Annotated in this window: 12 protein-coding genes and 1 pseudogene; 2 read left to right on the top strand and 11 right to left on the bottom strand. The window is 66.8% G+C overall.

Translation table 11 applies throughout. The annotated features are described in order from the left end of the window. Positions 1-1,690 (bottom strand): HAMP domain-containing protein (locus tag IQ458_RS18775; RefSeq protein WP_203323773.1); only part of this gene is annotated, 1,690 nt, incomplete at its 3' end. A 233-nt stretch (positions 1,691-1,923) separates the two neighbouring features. On the opposite strand from IQ458_RS18775, the gene IQ458_RS18770 reads away from it, so the two are divergent. Continuing rightward, positions 1,924-3,705 carry an EAL domain-containing protein gene (locus tag IQ458_RS18770; RefSeq protein ID WP_203323772.1) on the top strand — a complete coding sequence of 594 codons (1,782 nt, stop codon included), beginning with the start codon at positions 1,924-1,926 and terminating at the stop codon, positions 3,703-3,705. 56 nt (positions 3,706-3,761) lie between these two features. Then, entirely contained in the window at positions 3,762-4,004 is a 243-nt protein-coding gene (locus tag IQ458_RS18765) for a hypothetical protein (protein ID WP_203323771.1), read from the top strand. Positions 4,005-4,011: 7 nt separating this feature from the next. Here the strand turns inward: IQ458_RS18765 and IQ458_RS18760 are convergent, their stop codons facing one another. From IQ458_RS18760 to IQ458_RS18715, 10 genes and pseudogenes are all read right to left on the bottom strand, one after another. Continuing rightward, positions 4,012-5,532: a tryptophan halogenase family protein gene (locus tag IQ458_RS18760; RefSeq protein ID WP_192199595.1), complete on the bottom strand. Its 1,521-nt coding sequence runs from the start codon at positions 5,530-5,532 to the stop codon at positions 4,012-4,014. 9 nt (positions 5,533-5,541) lie between these two features. Then, positions 5,542-6,561 (bottom strand): cupin-like domain-containing protein, encoded by a 1,020-nt coding sequence (locus tag IQ458_RS18755; RefSeq protein WP_425504721.1) that lies wholly within the window; start codon positions 6,559-6,561, stop codon positions 5,542-5,544. After that, complete coding sequence (locus IQ458_RS18750; protein WP_203323770.1) at positions 6,545-7,252, bottom strand: SapC family protein; 708 nt, start codon at positions 7,250-7,252, stop codon at positions 6,545-6,547. Before IQ458_RS18750 ends, IQ458_RS18755 begins: the two co-directional genes overlap by 17 nt. Before the next feature lie 83 nt (positions 7,253-7,335). Continuing rightward, positions 7,336-10,372 (bottom strand): annotated as a pseudogene (locus IQ458_RS18745) (TonB-dependent receptor). Positions 10,373-10,752: 380 nt separating this feature from the next. Continuing rightward, complete coding sequence (locus tag IQ458_RS18740; protein WP_203323769.1) at positions 10,753-11,766, bottom strand: LacI family DNA-binding transcriptional regulator; 1,014 nt, start codon at positions 11,764-11,766, stop codon at positions 10,753-10,755. Between the two features lie 239 nt (positions 11,767-12,005). After that, entirely contained in the window at positions 12,006-13,304 is a 1,299-nt protein-coding gene (locus IQ458_RS18735; protein WP_203323768.1) for a glycoside hydrolase family 2 TIM barrel-domain containing protein, read from the bottom strand. Positions 13,305-13,388: 84 nt separating this feature from the next. Further along, positions 13,389-14,669, bottom strand: coding sequence for a M24 family metallopeptidase (locus IQ458_RS18730; protein WP_425504722.1), 1,281 nt, complete (start codon positions 14,667-14,669; stop codon positions 13,389-13,391). Further along, on the bottom strand, positions 14,588-16,201 hold the full coding sequence (locus IQ458_RS18725; RefSeq protein WP_203323766.1) for an aldehyde dehydrogenase family protein: 1,614 nt from the start codon (positions 16,199-16,201) through the stop codon (positions 14,588-14,590). The genes IQ458_RS18730 and IQ458_RS18725 overlap by 82 nt, the downstream gene beginning before the upstream one ends. After that, positions 16,198-17,106 (bottom strand): dihydrodipicolinate synthase family protein, encoded by a 909-nt coding sequence (locus tag IQ458_RS18720; RefSeq protein WP_183639446.1) that lies wholly within the window; start codon positions 17,104-17,106, stop codon positions 16,198-16,200. The genes IQ458_RS18725 and IQ458_RS18720 overlap by 4 nt, the downstream gene beginning before the upstream one ends. After that, positions 17,103-17,483 (bottom strand): bacterioferritin-associated ferredoxin (locus tag IQ458_RS18715; protein WP_484573280.1); only part of this gene is annotated, 381 nt, incomplete at its 5' end. The genes IQ458_RS18720 and IQ458_RS18715, both read right to left, overlap by 4 nt.

Below are 17,483 nucleotides of genomic sequence, written 5' to 3'. Positions count from 1 at the left end.
TCAGGTCGCCCTGCGAGAGCGCGGACAACACGTATTGGAGTTTGGACAGATTGCCCTGCAGGACCTCGAACAGCGCGTTGATGCTGCGCGCCAACGGTTGCAGGTAGCCCTGCTTGCCGGACACCTCGATGCGGCCCGCGAGGTCGCCCTCCGCCGCCGCGCGCAGCAGCGCGGTGATCTCGCGCTCCACCATCTTCTCCAACGCCAGGCTCTTCCATTCCAGGGTGGCACCCATCCGTTCCCCGTCGATCCGGATCGGGCTGGCGACCAGCAGATAGTCTTGCTCGCCCAGCGTGAGGGTCTGTTCGAAACCCGCCTCCTCGTCCTGGATGCGTCGCGCCATCGGCGCCAGCGTGTCATCCAGCTTTTCCAGCGGCAGGCCGTCCGGCGCCGCGATGCCGTGACCCGCCAACGCCTCGCGCAGACCGTGGTTGGCGAAAGCGATCGTGCCGTCGGCGGCGAGCACCATCAATCCCGCATGCGCGTGGTCCATCGCCTGGCGGATGCGCGCGTTCTCGCGGGCCGCCGCGCGCTCGCCTGCGATGCGTTCGCGCAGGCGGGCCTGCATGTGCGCCAGCGACGTCATCAGCTGGCCGATTTCGTCATGCGGATTGTCGACCCGCACGGCCGTGTCGAGGCGGTCGTCGGCGATGGCGCCCGCCACTTCGGCGGCTTCGGCCAGGGGCCGGCGCACCGCCCGCAGCACCGCCCACAACACGCCGCCCAACACCAGCGCGACGCCGGCGAGCGTCACCACGAACAACACCGCCATGCCGAACCGTTGCGAGCGCTGCTGGCGCGCCGCGATGGCCAACCCGCGTTCGCGGGCCTGCTCCAGATCCGCCAGCGCCGGCGCGATGGCGGCGGCGGTGTCTTCCAGCGACGAGACTTCCACGTCCAGTCCGACCCGCGCGGCGGTATACGCCAGCAGTGCCGCCTGGTAAGCCTCCGCCTGCTGGCGAAGCTCGTCGCGCCGAACCTCGTCGATGCGGCTCGCCGACAGCGCCAGTTCGAACGGCAGCTTCTCCTCGCTGACCCGGTCCGCCAATGCGGAATCGCCACTGCGAAGGAACTCGCTCTCGAAACGGCGCATCCGCTGCATCGGGGCGTCCAGCGCCACGACCTGCTCGACCTGCACCGCCTCTTCCAGCGCCTGGCCGGAACCGCGCAAGGTCGCGGACAGGCTGGCGTCGCCCTGTCCCATCTCGTCCACCCGTGCGTTCAGCGCATCGATGCCGGCGGCGAACTCGTCGATGCGGCCGGCCGCCGCGTCCAGCAGTTTCCTGTCCGCCGCGCCGGCCGGATGCTTGCGCAGTCGTTCCAGATCGCGACGCAAACGCTGCTGCGCCTGCCGCAGGGCATCGCGATCGGCGTCATCCAGGCGGGTCGCATAGACCGTCTGCAATCGCCGGGTCTGCTCGACCTGGCGCTCCAGCGCGGCGAGCAGCGCACCGTAGCCCTGTTGCGCCTGGAAGCTGGCGGCGGCGCGCGCCTGTCCGGTGCTGGCCTGCCAATACGACAGCGCGATCAGCGACAATCCCGCGCCGGCCACCCATGCGCACAGGCGCAGCTTGCCGGCTATCGTCATCCGCCCCAGCCACCGTGTCAGCGCGGCGTGGGTGTCGCGGAAGGAAAGGCGTCGGGGAAACGGGCGCTTCCAGGAGAAAGGCAGGCGGAAGGCGGTCGGCATGGCGGACTCCGGGCAGAATTCCGCATCGGTATCGGCCGGTTCCTTCTGGACTTTAATGCCGGTTTTCAGGCCGTTTGCGCAGTGCATCGGCGGCAACGATGTTGTACCCGGTGTGTGCGACACCGCGATGACGTCGCGTGATCACCGCCATGTCGAAGCGCCACTTGCAGATGACGGAACGTCATCAGCCGCGTCGCGGAACTGTCATGAAGGCGCGCTAGGTTCGCGGCCCCATGTGCACACCCGATTCCGCCGTCTCGTCTGATCCGCTGCTGGACACGGTCCTGCGTGGCCGCGAACTGCTGGCGGCATTCCAGCCGGTGGTGCGATTGGAGGACAACAAGGTGGTCGCGCACGAGGGGCTGATGCGCATCGCCGGCCGCGCCTGCTCGCCGCTGGAGCTGCTGGATCGCGCGCGCGCCGCCGGCCGCCTGGGCGAACTGGAGACCGTCGCCGCCGGCACGCTGGCGCGCAGCTTCGACTTCGATCGCGGCGGCCGCCTGCTGGTCAACCTGAGCGCCCACGCGATCCTGCAGGGCGCGCTGCGCCCGCAGCAGGTCATCGAGGTGCTGCTGTCGGCCGGCCGCGACCTGGGCCGCTTCGTCATCGAGATTACCGAACGCGACATCGTCGAGGACGTCGGCCAGCTGGCCGACGCGCTGGGCTACCTGCGCGCGGCCGGCATCCGCATCGCCCTGGACGACTTCGGCAATGGCCATTCCAACTTCGAGCTCTGGCACGAGTTGTCGCCGGAGTACGTCAAGCTCGACCGCTACCTGATCCACCACATCGCCGACAGCCCGGGTCGGCTGAGCATCGTCCGCTCGCTGGTGCAGGTGGCCGAAAGCCTGGGCGCCGAACTGGTCGCCGAAGGCGTCGAACGCCTGCAGGACCTGGCGATCATCAAGGATCTCGGCATCCCCTACGCGCAGGGCTACCTGCTGGGACGCCCGGCCAGCGAGGTGGCGCTGGCGGTGCCGGCGGAAGTCCGCGAGGCGCGTTTCGAGAAATTGCCGGTGTGGCCGCGCGCGCGGCGCGCCTCCGATTTCCGCGGGGTCACCGCCGCGCACCTGCTGATCGATGCGCCGTCGCTGACCGACGAGGCAAGCAACTTCGATGCGGAACAGCTGTTCCGCAATCATCCCGATTTGCCGTCGCTGCCGGTGGTGGACACCGATGGCCAGCCACTGGGCCTGATCAACCGGCGGGTATTCAATGAACGCATGGCGGTGCCGTTCGCACGCGAGCTCAACGGCCGAAAATCCTGCGTACTGCTGATGCACGCCGCGCCGATCGTCTGCGACGTCGGCCAGAGCATCGACGCGATGTCGGAAATCCTGCTGGGCGAGGATCAGCGCTACCTGTCGGATGGCTTCATCATCACCCGCGACGGTCGCTACCTGGGCGTGGGCACCGGCGAAGCACTGGTGCGACGGGTGACCGAACTGCGCATCGAGGCTGCGCGCTACGCCAATCCGCTGACCCTGCTGCCCGGCAATATCCCCATCTCCGAGCATATCGGCCGCCTGCTCGAAACCGGTCGCTCCTTCGTCGCGGCCTACTGCGATCTCAACAGCTTCAAGCCGTACAACGACCAGTACGGCTACTTCCGCGGCGACCGCATGATCCGGCTGGTCGCCTCCACCCTGCTCAAGCACGTGGCGCCGAGCATGGATTTCGTCGGCCATGTCGGCGGCGACGATTTCGTGGTGCTGCTGCAGAGCGAGGACTGGGAGCGGCGCTGCCGCGACATCATCGCCGACTTCAACGCCGCCTCGCGGGCGCTGTTCGACGAACCGGACCTGGCGCGTGGCGTGCTGGAAAGCGAAGACCGCAGCGGCCGCTACACCACCTTCCCGCTGACCACCCTGACCATCGGCGTGGTCCAGGTGGACCCGGCCCGCTACGACAGCGCCGAGCAGGTCGCCTCCGACGCCGCTGCCGCCAAACGGCACGCCAAGCGGCACGGCCTGGGCCTGCACGGCGTGGCAACCGCGGAACCGGTCACGGAATAGGATCGCCGGCGCCGGCTGTCACACAATCAGAACGCGGCCTTCGTATAGTCCGCCGCATGGAGACCTTGGCCGAAATCCGGATTGCTCTGGATGCCGCCAGCGACCGGCTGGCGCGTGGCCTCGTGCGCCAACCCGCGCAGGAATTCCTGGACGACCTGTGGGCCCGCGTCTATGCCGGCGCGCCGGTGGACCTGCAACCCTACGTCTGGTCGCGCCTGGTCGAACTCGGCGCCGGCCTGATGCTGCCGGCGGACCAGAGCAGCCGCTTCCCGCCGCCAGCGAGCCACTACCGCCTCTGATCGCTGTTCAGGCCGGCAGGGCCTGCGGTCGCTCGCCGGGACAATAGCCGCGAAGATAATCCATGTGCGCGGGCAGCTGGCGCACGGTGGCGTCCACGCCTTCCCGGATCTCGCGCATGAAGCGGGCCAGTTCGGCTTCGCCCATCACGTCGGCCAGCGGGTGATGGCGCTTCGGGACGATGCCTTGCCCGGTCATCACCTGGATCCAGGAGTTCTCCGCGAACAGCTCCGTCGGCACGTGGTAGACATTGCCCGTCTCCCGGAACAGATCGATCCGCCGCTGCAGCGACGGCGGCAGCTCCATCGTCCCGACCGTGCGCCAATAGGGCGTGTCCCGGCGCCGGGTCGCATGGTAGTGCAGGACGACGAAATCCCGGACGTGCTGCAATTCCGCGTCCAGGCGCGCGTTGTAGTCGTCGATGGCTTCCTGGGTGATGACATGCGGAAAGGCATGCAGCAGGCGCAGGATGCCTCGCTGGATCAGATGGATGGTGGTGGATTCCAGCGGTTCGATGAAGCTGCCCGCAAGCCCCAGCGCCACGCAGTTCCGGCTCCAGCACTTGTGCCGCTGGCCAGGCCGGAACCTCACCGGCCAAGGCTGCTTGATGATCTCGCCTTCCAGGCTGGACAGGAACTCCTCGCGCGCCTCGTCGTCGCCGATGAAGCGGCTGGAGTACACGATGCCGTTGCCTACCCGGTGCTGCAGTGGAATCCGCCATTGCCAGCCCGCCTTGCCGGCGATCGCGCGCGTGTACGGCACCGCGTCGCGCACGGCGGTGGTCTGGGTGGCGAGCGCACTGTCATTGAGCAGCCAGTGCGACCAGTCAGTGAATCCCACGTTGAGCGCCTTGCCGATCAGCAACGCGCGAAAGCCCGTGCAGTCCAGGAACAAGTCGCCCTCGATCACGTCGCCATTCTCCAGGCGCAACGCGGCGATGCAGCCCGACGTCTCATCGACCTGCACGTCCGCGATCTTGCCTTCCACCCTGCGGACCCCGTAGCCCTCGCTGAAGCGGCGCAGGAAGCGTGCGTACAGGCTGGCGTCCAGGTGGTAGGCGTAGTTCATCTGGTAGCGCGGCAGGTGCGCGAACCGGTCCTCCAGCGCCGCCTTCAATTCGATGCAGTAATCGTCGTAGCTCCCCGCCAGCCCCAGCGCATGGGCACGCATCCAGAAGTGGTGGAAGTTCGCCATCCAGTGGTCGCGTCCGGTGACGCCGAACGAGTGGATGTAGCGATGCCCGACCTCGCGCCAGCCTTCGAAGGAGATGCCGAGCTTGATCGTGCCCTGGGTGGCGGCCATGAACTCCTGCTCGTTGATCTCCAGCAGGCGATGGAAGGTCACGAGGGTGGGAATGGTGGCTTCGCCGACGCCCACCGTCCCGATCTCCTCCGATTCCACCAGGGTGATGTCCAGTACCCTGCCCAGCATCCGTGACAGTGCCGCCGCCGCCATCCAGCCCGCCGTGCCGCCGCCGGCAATGACCACGCGCCTGACGGTTTTTCCGTTGATGCCTTCGGCCTGCGCCATGATGTCTCCTCAGCGGTTGAGTCTTTTCAGCAGGCGTGCGCGCAACTCGCGCGCCCGGTTCTCGTCCATCGGCCCGAGCACGCGGCGGGCGGCTTCCGGCATGTGCCCGGCGGTGGCTTCGCCGGGCAGGAACACGTAGTGATCGAACACGTCTCGCCAGATGGCACGCTGTTCCGGCGGAAGATCGCGCACCGTCATCAGCGCCAGCATCAGCGCGTTCATCGGCGTGTCCATCCAGGCCGGCGATTGCCGCCACCAGTAGTTGACCAGCACATTGAAAGGTTCCAGTCCCTCCATGTGGTGCCACCACATCGACGGAATCAGCACCGCGTCGCCGGGCGCCAGTTCGGCCACCCGCGCGTGTTTCCACGCCTCTGCGAAGCGCGGGTGGCGCTCCGGATCGGGCGCGGCGAAATCGACCAGGCTGATCGGCTGCCCCGCCGGGGTGAAATCGAGGGGTCCCACGTACAGGTTCGCGAGCTGATCCGGCGGGAACAGGGTGACGCGCCGCCGGCCGGCGACGACGCAGGCCAGGTTGTCGGGCACGTCCTGGTGCGCGGCGATGCGGGTCCGGTTGCCGATCCAGATGCTTGCCAGCGCCTCGCGCTCGCCGAGCCAAAGATCGTTGTGTTCGCGGAATCCGGGCAGCCACGTATCGAGAGTGGTGGAGGCGACGTAGATGGCCGGCGGCGCCGGGTCCGGCAGGTATTTGCGCAGCGTGTCCAGCGCCACGCCCAGCGGCACCTTTTCCTGCCTGAAATTGAATCCCTGCAGATCCGCGTCATAGAAGAATCGGCCGCGGATGTCCGGAGGCCCGACCGTCGCCACCACCGGCGGCGCGCCGGGACGCTCAAATCCCTTCAGGTACGCGATCGCCTCCTCCGTCGAGCGCCGCGCTACCTGGACCATCGGCCAATGGGCAACCAGTCCGCGCAGGATCACCGGCCGGGACGAGCCCAGCAGCCGTGCCGGCAATGCCTGCGGGTCGACGTCGTTGACCTCCTCGATGGGTTCAGCGGCAGGCAGCATGACGGCCATTGAGCCTGGCGATGAGGTCGCGAAAATTGGAGAGCGAGGCAATCGCCATGTAGATCGCTTCCAGGTGGCCGGCGGCATGCAGGCTGGCCAGTGCCCCGGCGTCCAGCGCTTTCAGGCGTTCCTCGTGGATCGTGTGGAAGCCCGCCAGCCGGCATGGCGTACCGTCATCCAGGGAGATATCGAGTACGAAGGATTCCAGCAGGCCGTGCGCCAGCAATGCGGCCGACAGCACCGGGTTGGCGGCAAGCCCGTCGTGCAACGCCAGCAACACGGAGTTGATCCGCTCCAGGTAGTCGCTGGTTCCGCCATGTTCGCGGAACACGGCCTCTCCCGAATGCCCGCCAACGCGAGGGTGATCCAGATCCACATGGATGAGCAGTTCCCCGCCCGAGGCGCCGATCAGGAAAGGCTGCCGCTCCACCGACAGCGGAAGATAGGGTGCCTGCCAGTCGTCCCCTTCCAGGAACAGGTTCTGCCCCGGCTCGAACCCGAACAGCGCCACCGGCTGGAAGCTACCGTCCTGCAGGCGCTGGAACACGATCGGATAGTGCGGCTGGATGGCGCGGAACTCGGCCGGGAAGATCGGCGCCAGCATGACCGCGTCGCCCAGCGCCTCGCCGCGGCGGACGTCGATACGCAGATCGCGGTGATCGATGTTGTTGAGCAGGGCGTGTCGGGGCATTGCGGGAACCGTGCTGTCCGGGCTGGCCCATGATAGGCCGGACCCGCGCGTTGGCGGTGGCCCGGCCTTTCATGGGCCTGGTTTCAGAACTTGTAGCGCAGCCCGAACATGTAGCGTGGTCCGTTCTGGGTGACCCACAACGCCTGGTTCACGTGCCGCCCGTGGACGCGCTGGGTTTCGTCGGTCAGGTTGATGCCTTCCAGGCTCAGGCTCAGGCGGTCGTTGAACTGGTAGCTGATGTTGGCGTCCAGTTGCCCGTAGGGCTCGGTGTAGTTCGGATTGGGCCCCTGGCCATCGAAGCGGCTCGACAGGAACCTGTCGCGCCAGTTGTACGCCAGTCGTATCTGCCACTTGTCCTTGTCGTAGAACCCGACCACGTTGAAGGAATCGCTAAGACCTTCCAGCGCGAACTGTTCGCCGAGATTGTAGTTGTCGTAGGTCAGGCTCGAATTGACGATGGTGTAGTTGGCGGCGATGCCGAAACCGGTGTCCTCGATCATGTGCTGGACGTTGAATTCCCAGCCATCCAGCGACGCCGATTTCTGGTTGGCCGGCACCGTGATGTCGAAACTGGCGACCGGATCCCCCGGCTGACCGACGATGGTTCCGGTCTCCTCGCCGTTGCTGTTGGTGCCGGTATGGGTCACCCCGGGGTCGCCATCATGATTGCGGAAGATGTAGTTGCGGATGCATACCATGTCGGTGGCCGGGCAGCCGGCATCGATCGCATTGTTCCAGTAGGTGCCGCCCACCGGCGTATGCAGCCCGAAGGAGGTATCGGCGACCTGGGTGGTGCCGATGTAGTTGTCGATGTTCTTGCGGAAGTAGCCCACCGAAACGAAGCTTGCCTCGCCGTAATACCACTCGAACGAGACGTCGAAGTTGTCCGACACGAGCGGCTTGAGCGCCGGGTTGCCCTGGCTGCCATCGCCACCGTCCACGCGCACGATGTTGGCGATGGTCTTGCCGCCCTGGATCTGCTCCCAGCCGGGCCGGCCGATGGTCCGGCCGTAGCTGGCACGCAGGACCATGTTGTCGCTCAGGTCCGCGCGCAGATCGAGATTGGGCAGCCAGTAGGCGTAGTCGCCTTCCAGCTGGGTGAAGCCGGCCTCGCCGTAGTTCACCACCATCTCGTTGGCGGACAGCCAGGTGATGGTCTGTCCGATCGGCACCAGCGCGGTGGATTCCACGTCGGTCTTTTCGTAGCGGACCCCGACCGCGGCGTGGATGGGCACCTTCCAGTCCCAGGTCGTGGTCCACTGCAGGAACGCGCTCTTTGACTTTTCCGTCGTGCGCATGTCGCGGGTGAACTCGTCCGGTGCCACGTAGCAGGTCGGGCATGCCGGATTGTTCTCGTCGCCGACCTGCGCGGCGCGCTGGCGCAGGCGTTCGAAATCGAACACCAGGAACCGGCTGCTCCAGCGGGGGTCGCTGTGGTTGTCGAAGCTGCTGAAGTAACGCGACATGTCGTCCGCGTACCAGATGTCGTCGTCGTAGTCGCCGGGCTGGCCCACGCCGCCCCAGGTATCGCGCTGCATGTACCCGTAGGCTGTCCGGTTCTGCACTTCGGTCGAAGCCACGCCGAAATCCAGCCCGGAGTAGTCGCCGAACTTGAAGCGACCCTTGACCTGACCCTGTTCAACTTCCGATTTGGTATAGCTGTTGTGGAAGACCGAACCGGTCACCAGCGCGCGCGAGGGCTCCACCCCACCATTGGGGAACTCCATGTGCACGATCGGCAACGGACGGCTGTAGTCGACGGTGGTGGTGCCGCGCACGAAGGCCGCCGCGGCCAGCACGCCGGCCGATCCATAGGGGCTGTCCGGCATCGTCTCGGCGGTGGAGTCGTGATAGTCGAATTCGAGGTTCAGCGTGTCGTTGACTTCCCACTCGACGTTGAAGCCAAGCGACTTGTTCTCGCTCTTGGTGGCGAACTGCGCACCGCCCATGGCCACGTCCGCCGTCCCCGAGGTGAACTCCGAGTAGGAGGTAGGCGCCGATACCGGACCATCGGTCCAGGTGCTCTCGCCCGGCTGGTAGTTGAACCAGACCGAAAGCTCGCTGCGCTGCTGCTGGATCTTGTTTTCCGAATAGGTGTAGTCCAGCGTCGTGGTCACCCGGTCGGTGGGAGCCCATTGCAGGACGAGTTGGCCGTTGGTGCGCTGGCGCTGCACGCCGTTGACGCTGTAGCCGGTGTTCTGCGGCCGCGAATAGACGTCGTTGGGTCCCGGCCGGTTGGTGATGAGCTCGGAGTTGGGTTCGCCCGGTTGCGGCAACCGGTTCCAGCTGGTGGTGTCATCGCCACGGAACTTGGCCCAGCCGTTGGCGACCGACGCCTGGCTGAAACCGAAATCACGCTCCTGGTAGCTGGCCGACAAAGCCACGCCGAACTTTCCGTCGGCGAAGGTGTTGCTGAAGATGCCCGAGATTTCCGGGGTGACCGACTCGCCCTTGAAGGTGCGGGGCAGATTGTCCACCGTGGTGTCGTTGACGGCCTTGAGTCCGACACTGGCGACCAATCCGGGATTGTCGAGCGGGCGTGCGGTCTTNGTCGAGCGGGCGTGCGGTCTTGATGTTGATGGTCGCGCCGATGCCGCCGCTGGGCGTGTCCGAGCGCGCCGTCTTGTAGACCTCGATGGCGCTGATCGCTTCGGAGGCCAGATTGGCGAAATCGAAGGCGCGCGAATTGGAAACACCCGCACCGCCGGTCCCCAACAAGCCGCCAGGCATCTGCCTGCCGTTCAACAACACGAGGTTGAAGTCCGGTCCGACGCCGCGCACGGTGACCTTGGAACCCTCGCCGAGCGAGCGATCGATGGACACGCCGCTGATCCGCTGCAGGGATTCTGCGAGGTTGGTGTCGGGGAACTTGCCGATGTCCTCGGCAACGATACCGTCGATCACGCCCTGTGAATCACGCTTCAGGTTCATCGACGACATGAAACTGCCACGGATACCGGTGACCGTGACGGTATCGAGAGTGGCTGGGTCAGCCTGCGGCGGCGTGCCCTGCGCATTCCCCTCGTTCTGCGCGCTTTCCTGCGACCAGGCCGGACTGGCCAATGCCAGCAACAGTGCCGACGTCAGGAGTTTCTTCTTCGGAACGAACACCTGCTTCATGGATCTTCCTCCCCGGAAATTCACGAACTGCACGACGCGCGTTTGCTCAGGCGATAGCTGTCACCTCTGCTGGCGCCGAATTGGACGCCCGATTGACAGCGTTGTCAACTTTCGCGTCATTTTTGCTTTTGGTTGTTTAAAAACACTTGTTTTCAGCCTTTTTCGTCATTTGTGCAATGCAGCTGAAATCGTTTTCCAGTCATTGGGCCAGCAATATTCTTCTACTGAAATTCGTTTCATTTTTTTCTATACACGTGTACATAAACACGCGGGAAGAACGACTCGCGTGTGGCACGCCGCGCTGTTTTATCTGGCGTAGACACTCACTTGTCCGCCGATGTCCTGCGCATGTCCGATATGGACTTGATCGGACAACGGACCTAGCATGCGCGCGGCGGGTGCCCCGTCGACTCGCGGAACAGCACTTCGTGCTCCACATGCACCATCCGCCCAGCATCGGGGGAGCGGATCCTCGCCAACAGTTCCATCGTCGCCATTCGCCCCATCTCGGAAGTCGGTTGACGCACCGTGGTCAGGGCGGGATGGATATGTCGCGCGATAGGCGTGTCGTCGAATCCGCAGATGGAAAGGTCGGCGGGCACACGAAGTCCGCGCAGGGAAGCAACACGGATACAACCCGCCGCCATGTCGTCGTTGGCCGCGAAGATGGCCGTGGGCGGGTGTGCCATGTCCAGCAGGCGATGTACGGCTTCGATGCCCGATTCGAAGGAGAACCTTCCCTGCACGACCAGGCCTGGCTCTTCGTCGATGCCCGCCGCTTTCAGCGCCTGCCTGTAGCCGCGGTAGCGCCAGAGGCAGGCTCCATGCGCGGGCGGTCCCTTGATGTGCCCGATCCGGTGGTGCCCCAGCGCGATCAGGCCGCGAACCAACTCGATGACCGCCGCGGTCTCGTCCATCATCACGCCGATTCGCCCCGTCGAATGCCTCGGCGCGATGCAGGCGAAAGGAACCTCATGTTCTTCGAGGTATTCCAGCACCGTCGCGTCGTCGGTCAGGGGAGGAATCAGCACCACGCCATCCGGCGCGAAATGCTCGAAAACGGCCCTGAGGTCCGCTGCCTTCCGCAGGCGTGGCGCGCCGACCGGTGCCAGCACCAGGTTGTAGTGACTGGCGCGGCATGCCTCCAGCATTCCGCCCTGCACTTCCATCAGGTAATTGCGCGAAGGGTTGTTGTAGACCAGCGCCACCGTGTATGAGCGCTGGCCGGCCAGGCTGCGTGCCGAGAGGTTCGGCCGGTATTGCAGCGCCTCCACGGCCTGCATCACCCGCTGGCGCGTTTCCTCGCGCACGTTGGGTTCATGGTTCAGCACCCGGGAGACGGTCTTCATGGACACACCCGCCGCCGCCGCCACGTCCTCGATTCGACTGCGCATTCTTCATCCGCCCCCGTCGCGACGCCGCAACCAATGACCGCACATTCGGACGCCGCACCTGGCAGCCGCTGTCCCGACGCGGTGCGTCGAATGGCGGCATGGTTTAGCAGTCACATGACAGCGCTGTCAACCCATGTCCGGATCTGCCGCGTGTCCAGCGTGTGTCGCCGGACATCGATGCGTTTGGCGAGCCGTCGGTGCGTGGGCGCGGTCCAGACGGATGCCCCCGGGCCGTGATTTCACTGCGATGCGGCGACCCGGAATGGGAAGTTCGCGTATGCGGCATGCCCCCGCCCGTCATGCACCTCCACGAACAGCCGATAGTTGCCGGCGACCACGGGCGCCTGGAAGGAGATGCCTCCACGGCCATCCTCCTCCCCTTTGAACGCTACCGCGGGCGGCACGGCTTCCGCGTCGCCCCCCACCGTGGTGGCCCTGCTCTCTTCGCGGATCCGCCAGCGGAACGTCAACCGGTCGGCATCCGGATCCTCGCTGGTGGTCCGGGCGGTGACGCGTTGTCCGGGCAGCAAGACCAGACTGCTTTCCGCTTGCTTCCCGTCGATGGCAATCGGGGTGATTGATGGCGCGCGATTTCGTGGCCATTGGCCGGTCCACAGGTATTGCATCGTATCGACGCCCGGGGTGCTTTCCCCACTCGCCAGGAACAGGCCGTACCAGGTGGGCGTTCGCTCCTGCTTGTCGCCCCAGAGAAACACGTAGGAACCCAACCCCTGGCGGGTATCGCGCGCGATCACGCGCTGGTAGCGCTCTTGGAGCCATGCCGCCTTCCGCGACGCATCGCCCTCGATGGGCGCGCCCCAATCGGTCTGCGGGCTTTCCCAATGCCCGGTCGGTCCCCACTCGGTGACGACGTAAGGCCCCGTCCAGCGGCTGCGTTCCAGCTTCGCAGGAAGATCCACGATATCTCCGTACAGCTGGATCCCGACCAGGTCCAGGGCTGGCGCGCGCGTCCTGATCAGCTCCATCAAATCCGGGTCGAATCCCGCCAGCGTGGTCATCACCGGATGATGGGGATCCTCGCGATGGATCATGACCGCCAGGTCGTTGACGGCGTTCCATACCCGCGGATCGCGGGATTCGAGGTTCAGTTCGTTGCCGACCACCCACATCAGCACCGCGGGATGATTCCGGTAGAGACGTACCTCCTCGCGGACGCGCTTCCACTGCCTTTCCACCGCCGCCGAGTCGCCGTAATCGAAACCGTGGCGTTCCCGCGCGACTTCGATGCCCATCGCCACCATCAGGCCGTTGCGCCGCGCCCGATCCAGCATGCCGACCACCCTGGCCCGATCCGTACCGGTGCTCCAGGTCCGGAACGAGTTTCCACCGCGCGCGGCGAGTGCTTCCTGGTTGCCATCCGCCAGTCCCGCGCCACGGATCAGGAACGGATGACCGTCCACGGTGAGCCGATAACCGTCCGGTCCCTCGCTGATCTGGACGTGTGCAGGTATCGCCGGGTCATCGGATGCCAGCGCCATCAGCGGAACCAGACAGCACCAGAGCAGGATGTTTCGCATGGGAACTCTCCAGGCAAGCGCCGTGGCATCGCGCCCGCGGCGCTCCATGGTCCCGCATCAGGTCCCGCCACGCCAGTTATTGCCTCAGACGAACGGCTGATCGATGGCCGGCGAAGGCGGCGTGAACCAGCGCGCACCTTCGTCGGTGACGTGGAAGTGATCTTCCAGGCGCACGCCGAAACGACCGGGCACCACGATCATCGGTTCGTTGCTGCAGCACATGCCCGGCTGCAGCGCGCTGGCATTTCCGCGCACCAGATACGGCGCTTCGTGCACCGACAGCCCGCAACCGTGCCCGGTGCGATGCGGCAATCCGGGCAGCCGGTAGTCCGGTCCCAGCCCGGCGGACTCCAGCACGCGTCGCGCCGCCTGGTCCACGCTTTCGCAGGACACGCCGGGCCGCACCGCCGCGAACGCGGCCGCCTGCGCGGCCTGTTCCAGATCCCAGATACGACGCTGTTCGTCATCGGCGCGACCGTGGATCCAGGTGCGGGTGATGTCGGAGTGGTAGCCCTGCACGCTGCAGCCGGTATCGATCAGGACCAGATCGCCTTCGCGCAGCGACTGCACGCCCGGCACGCCATGCGGAAACGCGGTGGCATGGCCGAACTGGACGATGCAGAACGTGGAACCGGCATCGGCGCCCAGCGCGCGGTGGGCATCGTCGATGAAGCGCACCAGTTCGGCGGTGGTGGTGCCTTCGCAGGCGATGCCGGCCGCCAGCCGGTGCACCTGCAGGGTCATGTCGCAGGCCTGCTGCATCAGCGCCAGCTCCGCCGGCGACTTGCACATCCGGCAACCGTCGATGATCCCGCCCGCCTCGCAGATGCGGCGTGCGTCCAGGTGTTCGCACAGGCCATGGTGAATCGCGAAGGCGGCGGCCGGATCCAGTGCCAGCGTGCGCGCGCCACGCTCCTTCATCGCCTGGGCCACGCGCGCATAGGGGTCCTCGTCTTCTTCCCACAGGCGGGGTTCGACTTGAATCTTCAGCACCGCCTCCAGCGAACCGGCTTCGAATGCAGGACAAATCATCACCGGCAGGCCATTCCCGGTGATCAGCAGGGCCACCAGCCGCTCGCTGGCGCCCCACGGAACCCCGCAGAAATATCGCAGCGAGGCACCCGCGTTGACCAGCAGCGCATCCACGCCGCGCGCCCGCATCAGCACGCGCGCGCGTTCGATTCGCTGTTCGTACTCCTGCGCGGCGATGGGCGCGGCACGCCGTTCCCATGGATGCAGCATGCCGGTCGCCTGCGTCGGCGAGAGATGGCCGATCTGCGCACTCATTCCGGAATCTCCAGATCGCGATCGGTCCAGCTGCCGTCGACGAGTCTCGGCACGCGGCCGGGATTGCGGTTCCGCAATGGCGCGGGCAACAACGCGTCGGGCACCTGGTCGTAGCTGTGCAGGGCTGCGAAGCGCCTGATCGCACCCGGCATCCCGACCGAGGTGAAGCCCGGATGGCTCGCGCTCGGCCAGGGGCCGCCGTGGTTCATCGCCGCGCTGACCGCCACGCCGGTAGGCATGCGGTTGGCGATCAGGCGTCCCACTTTCGCGCGCAACGGCGGCGCCAGCTGTCGCCACAGGTCGGCGTCGCTACCGTCATCGGCCAGGTAGATCGTGCCGGTCAGCTGGCCTTCCAGCGTGCGGATGATGGCGTCCATCTGCGCGGGATCGCGTACGCGCACCAGCAGCGTGACGGGTCCGAAGGCTTCCCGCTGAAGCGCGTCCGCGGCGGCGAGGAAGCGCTCGCCGTCCACGCTCAGCAGTGCCGGACGACAGCGGAAACCACCGCCGCTGGCGACACCACCACCGGCCAGCGGCGTGGCGCCCGCCGCGATCAGCGCTTCCACGGCGGCACGCAGGTGGCGCTGGCCGCCGCGCGACAGCAGCAGGCCTTCCGGCGCCTCGGCGAAACCGCGGCGCGCGGTGTCGACGAAGACGTCGCCATCGTTGCCCTCGGGCACCAGCACCAGCCCCGGGTTGGTGCAGAACTGGCCGGCGCCGAGCGTGCAGGAGGACAGCAGTTCCTGCGCCAGCGTCTCCGCGCGCGCGGCCAATGCCCCTGGCAGCATCAGTACCGGATTGATGCTGGAGAGTTCGCCGTAGAACAGCACGCCGGCCGCGTCCGCGGCGCGCTTCAAGGCGACGCCGGCGGCACGGCTTCCGGTGAATGCGACCGCGCCGATCCGGGCGTCACCGGCGGCGCGCAGGCCAAGCGCTTCCGGCAACTGATACAGCATCTGCACGCTGGCGGCGGGCAGCCCGCTGGCGACCAATGCCTCGTGGGCCAGCCGCGCCAGCTGCTCGCTGGTGCCGGGATGGCCGGGATGCGCCTTGGCGATCACCGGCGTGCGCGCCACCAATGCGGACGCGAAGTCGCTGCCGGAAATTGCGTTGAACGCGAACGGGAAGTTGCCCGGTCCCAGCACCAGCACCGGCTTGCCGAGTGGCGCCAGCCACGCGCGCAGGCCATTGCGGGTGTCGATGGTCGGCAGGGTCCAGGCGTGGCTGCGCGCCGCCTCGGCGGCCAGTCGCAACTGGCCGCAGGTGCGCGGAATCTCGGCACCGAGGAAACGCGGGGAAACCGGCAACCCGGTTTCCCGTTGCGCCAGCGCCGCCAGCGATTCGCGGTTCGCCTCGATGGCGTCGGCGTAGCGCTCCAGGAAATCCGCGATGGCGGCCGGATCCGCTGCGGCGAGTTCGTCCACGACGGCGCAGGCCGACGCGATCGCCGTTTCCAGATCGCGCTCGCCGCTGATCGGATACGCGGTGCCGAAAGCTTCGCCGCTGTCCGGATCATCGGCCTGGAACGCATGGGCTCCATTCGCGCCGGATCCATCCTGGCTTTGCCGCCATTGGCCGGCCAGCAGGACCGGCGCCGCCGGCCCGCTCATGACTGCCGCGGCGGATGGGCGATGGCATGACGGATGACCGCCAGCGCCGCTTCGCGTTCGGCGCCTTCCACCGGCAGGCGCGGCGCGCGAACGTGTTCGCTGCCCATGCCGACCTGCGCCTGCACCAGCTTGATCAGCTGGACGAACTTGGCGACCGTGTCCAGCCGCAGCAGCGGCAGGAACCATTCGTAGAGTTCGCGCGCGGCCGTGTAGCCGCCGTCGCGGGCAAGTTCGAACAGGCGCACGGACTCGCGCGGATAAGCGTTCACGAGGCCGGCGATCCAGCCCTCGGCGCCCATCGACAGGCCTTCGACGATCGCATCGTCCATGCCCACCAGCAGCACCAGCTTGTCGCCGGTCAGTTCCTTGATGGCGGCGAAGCGGCGCACGTCACCGGAGGATTCCTTCACCGCGTGCACATGCGGATAGTCGCGCGCCAGCTCGGCAATCTGCGACGGCGTGATGTCGGTCCGGTAGGCGATCGGGTTGTTGTAGATGATGGCCGGCAGGTCCACCGCTTCCAGCACCGCGCGCGCATGCGCGGAAGCTTCGTGCCAATCACTGGTGTAGACGTAGACCGGCAGGACCATCATGCCGCCCGCGCCGGCTTCCTTCGCCGCGCGCGCCAGCCGCACCGCCTCGGCGGTGGACAGGGCGGCGATGCCGGGCACGATCGGCGCGCGGTCGCCGACCGCCGCGACCAGGGTGCGGATGATCGCGATCTTCTCGTCGAAACTCAGGGTCGCGGCTTCGCCCAGCGATCCCAACGGCACAAGCGCGGTGCAGCCGGCATCGACCAGCTTCCGCGCATGTTCGGCCAGGAAGGCGTGATCGACGCTGCCGTCTTGCGTGAAAGGCGTGGTGATGGCGGGCAGGACGCCGCGCAGGAATTGGCTTGGATTCATGGTGATGCACCTGTCTGGGTAGGAACGGAAAAGTCGGCCAGCGTGTCTATGCGGGCCGGAAACACGGGGGGACGGCGGTCCCCGGCGGAGACGGGGCCGGCGAGCAGCCCCCATTCGGTGAGCGCGGTACCGCAGATCCGGCCCTGGCACGCGCCCATGCCGCAGCGGGTGGCCAGCTTGGCGTCGCGCGCGTCGGCGAACCGCTGCAGTTGATCCACGGTGACGTCCTCACAACGGCACACCACGGTGCCGGGCGCGATCGCCGGCCAGTCCGGTGCGTCGGGTTCGAAGTGGCGTTGCAGCCACGCGGCGAAGGCGCGGGCATGCCGTTGCCGGCGGCGCAGTGCGACCGGCACCGCGTCCGCGCCGGCGGCGGC

The sequence above is a fragment of the Pseudoxanthomonas beigongshangi genome (assembly GCF_016820515.1).
GTDB classification, from domain to species: Bacteria; Pseudomonadota; Gammaproteobacteria; order Xanthomonadales; family Xanthomonadaceae; genus Pseudoxanthomonas_A; species Pseudoxanthomonas_A beigongshangi.
Note: the sequence above shows the minus strand (reverse complement) of the source record. Positions and strands in the feature narration are given on the sequence as shown.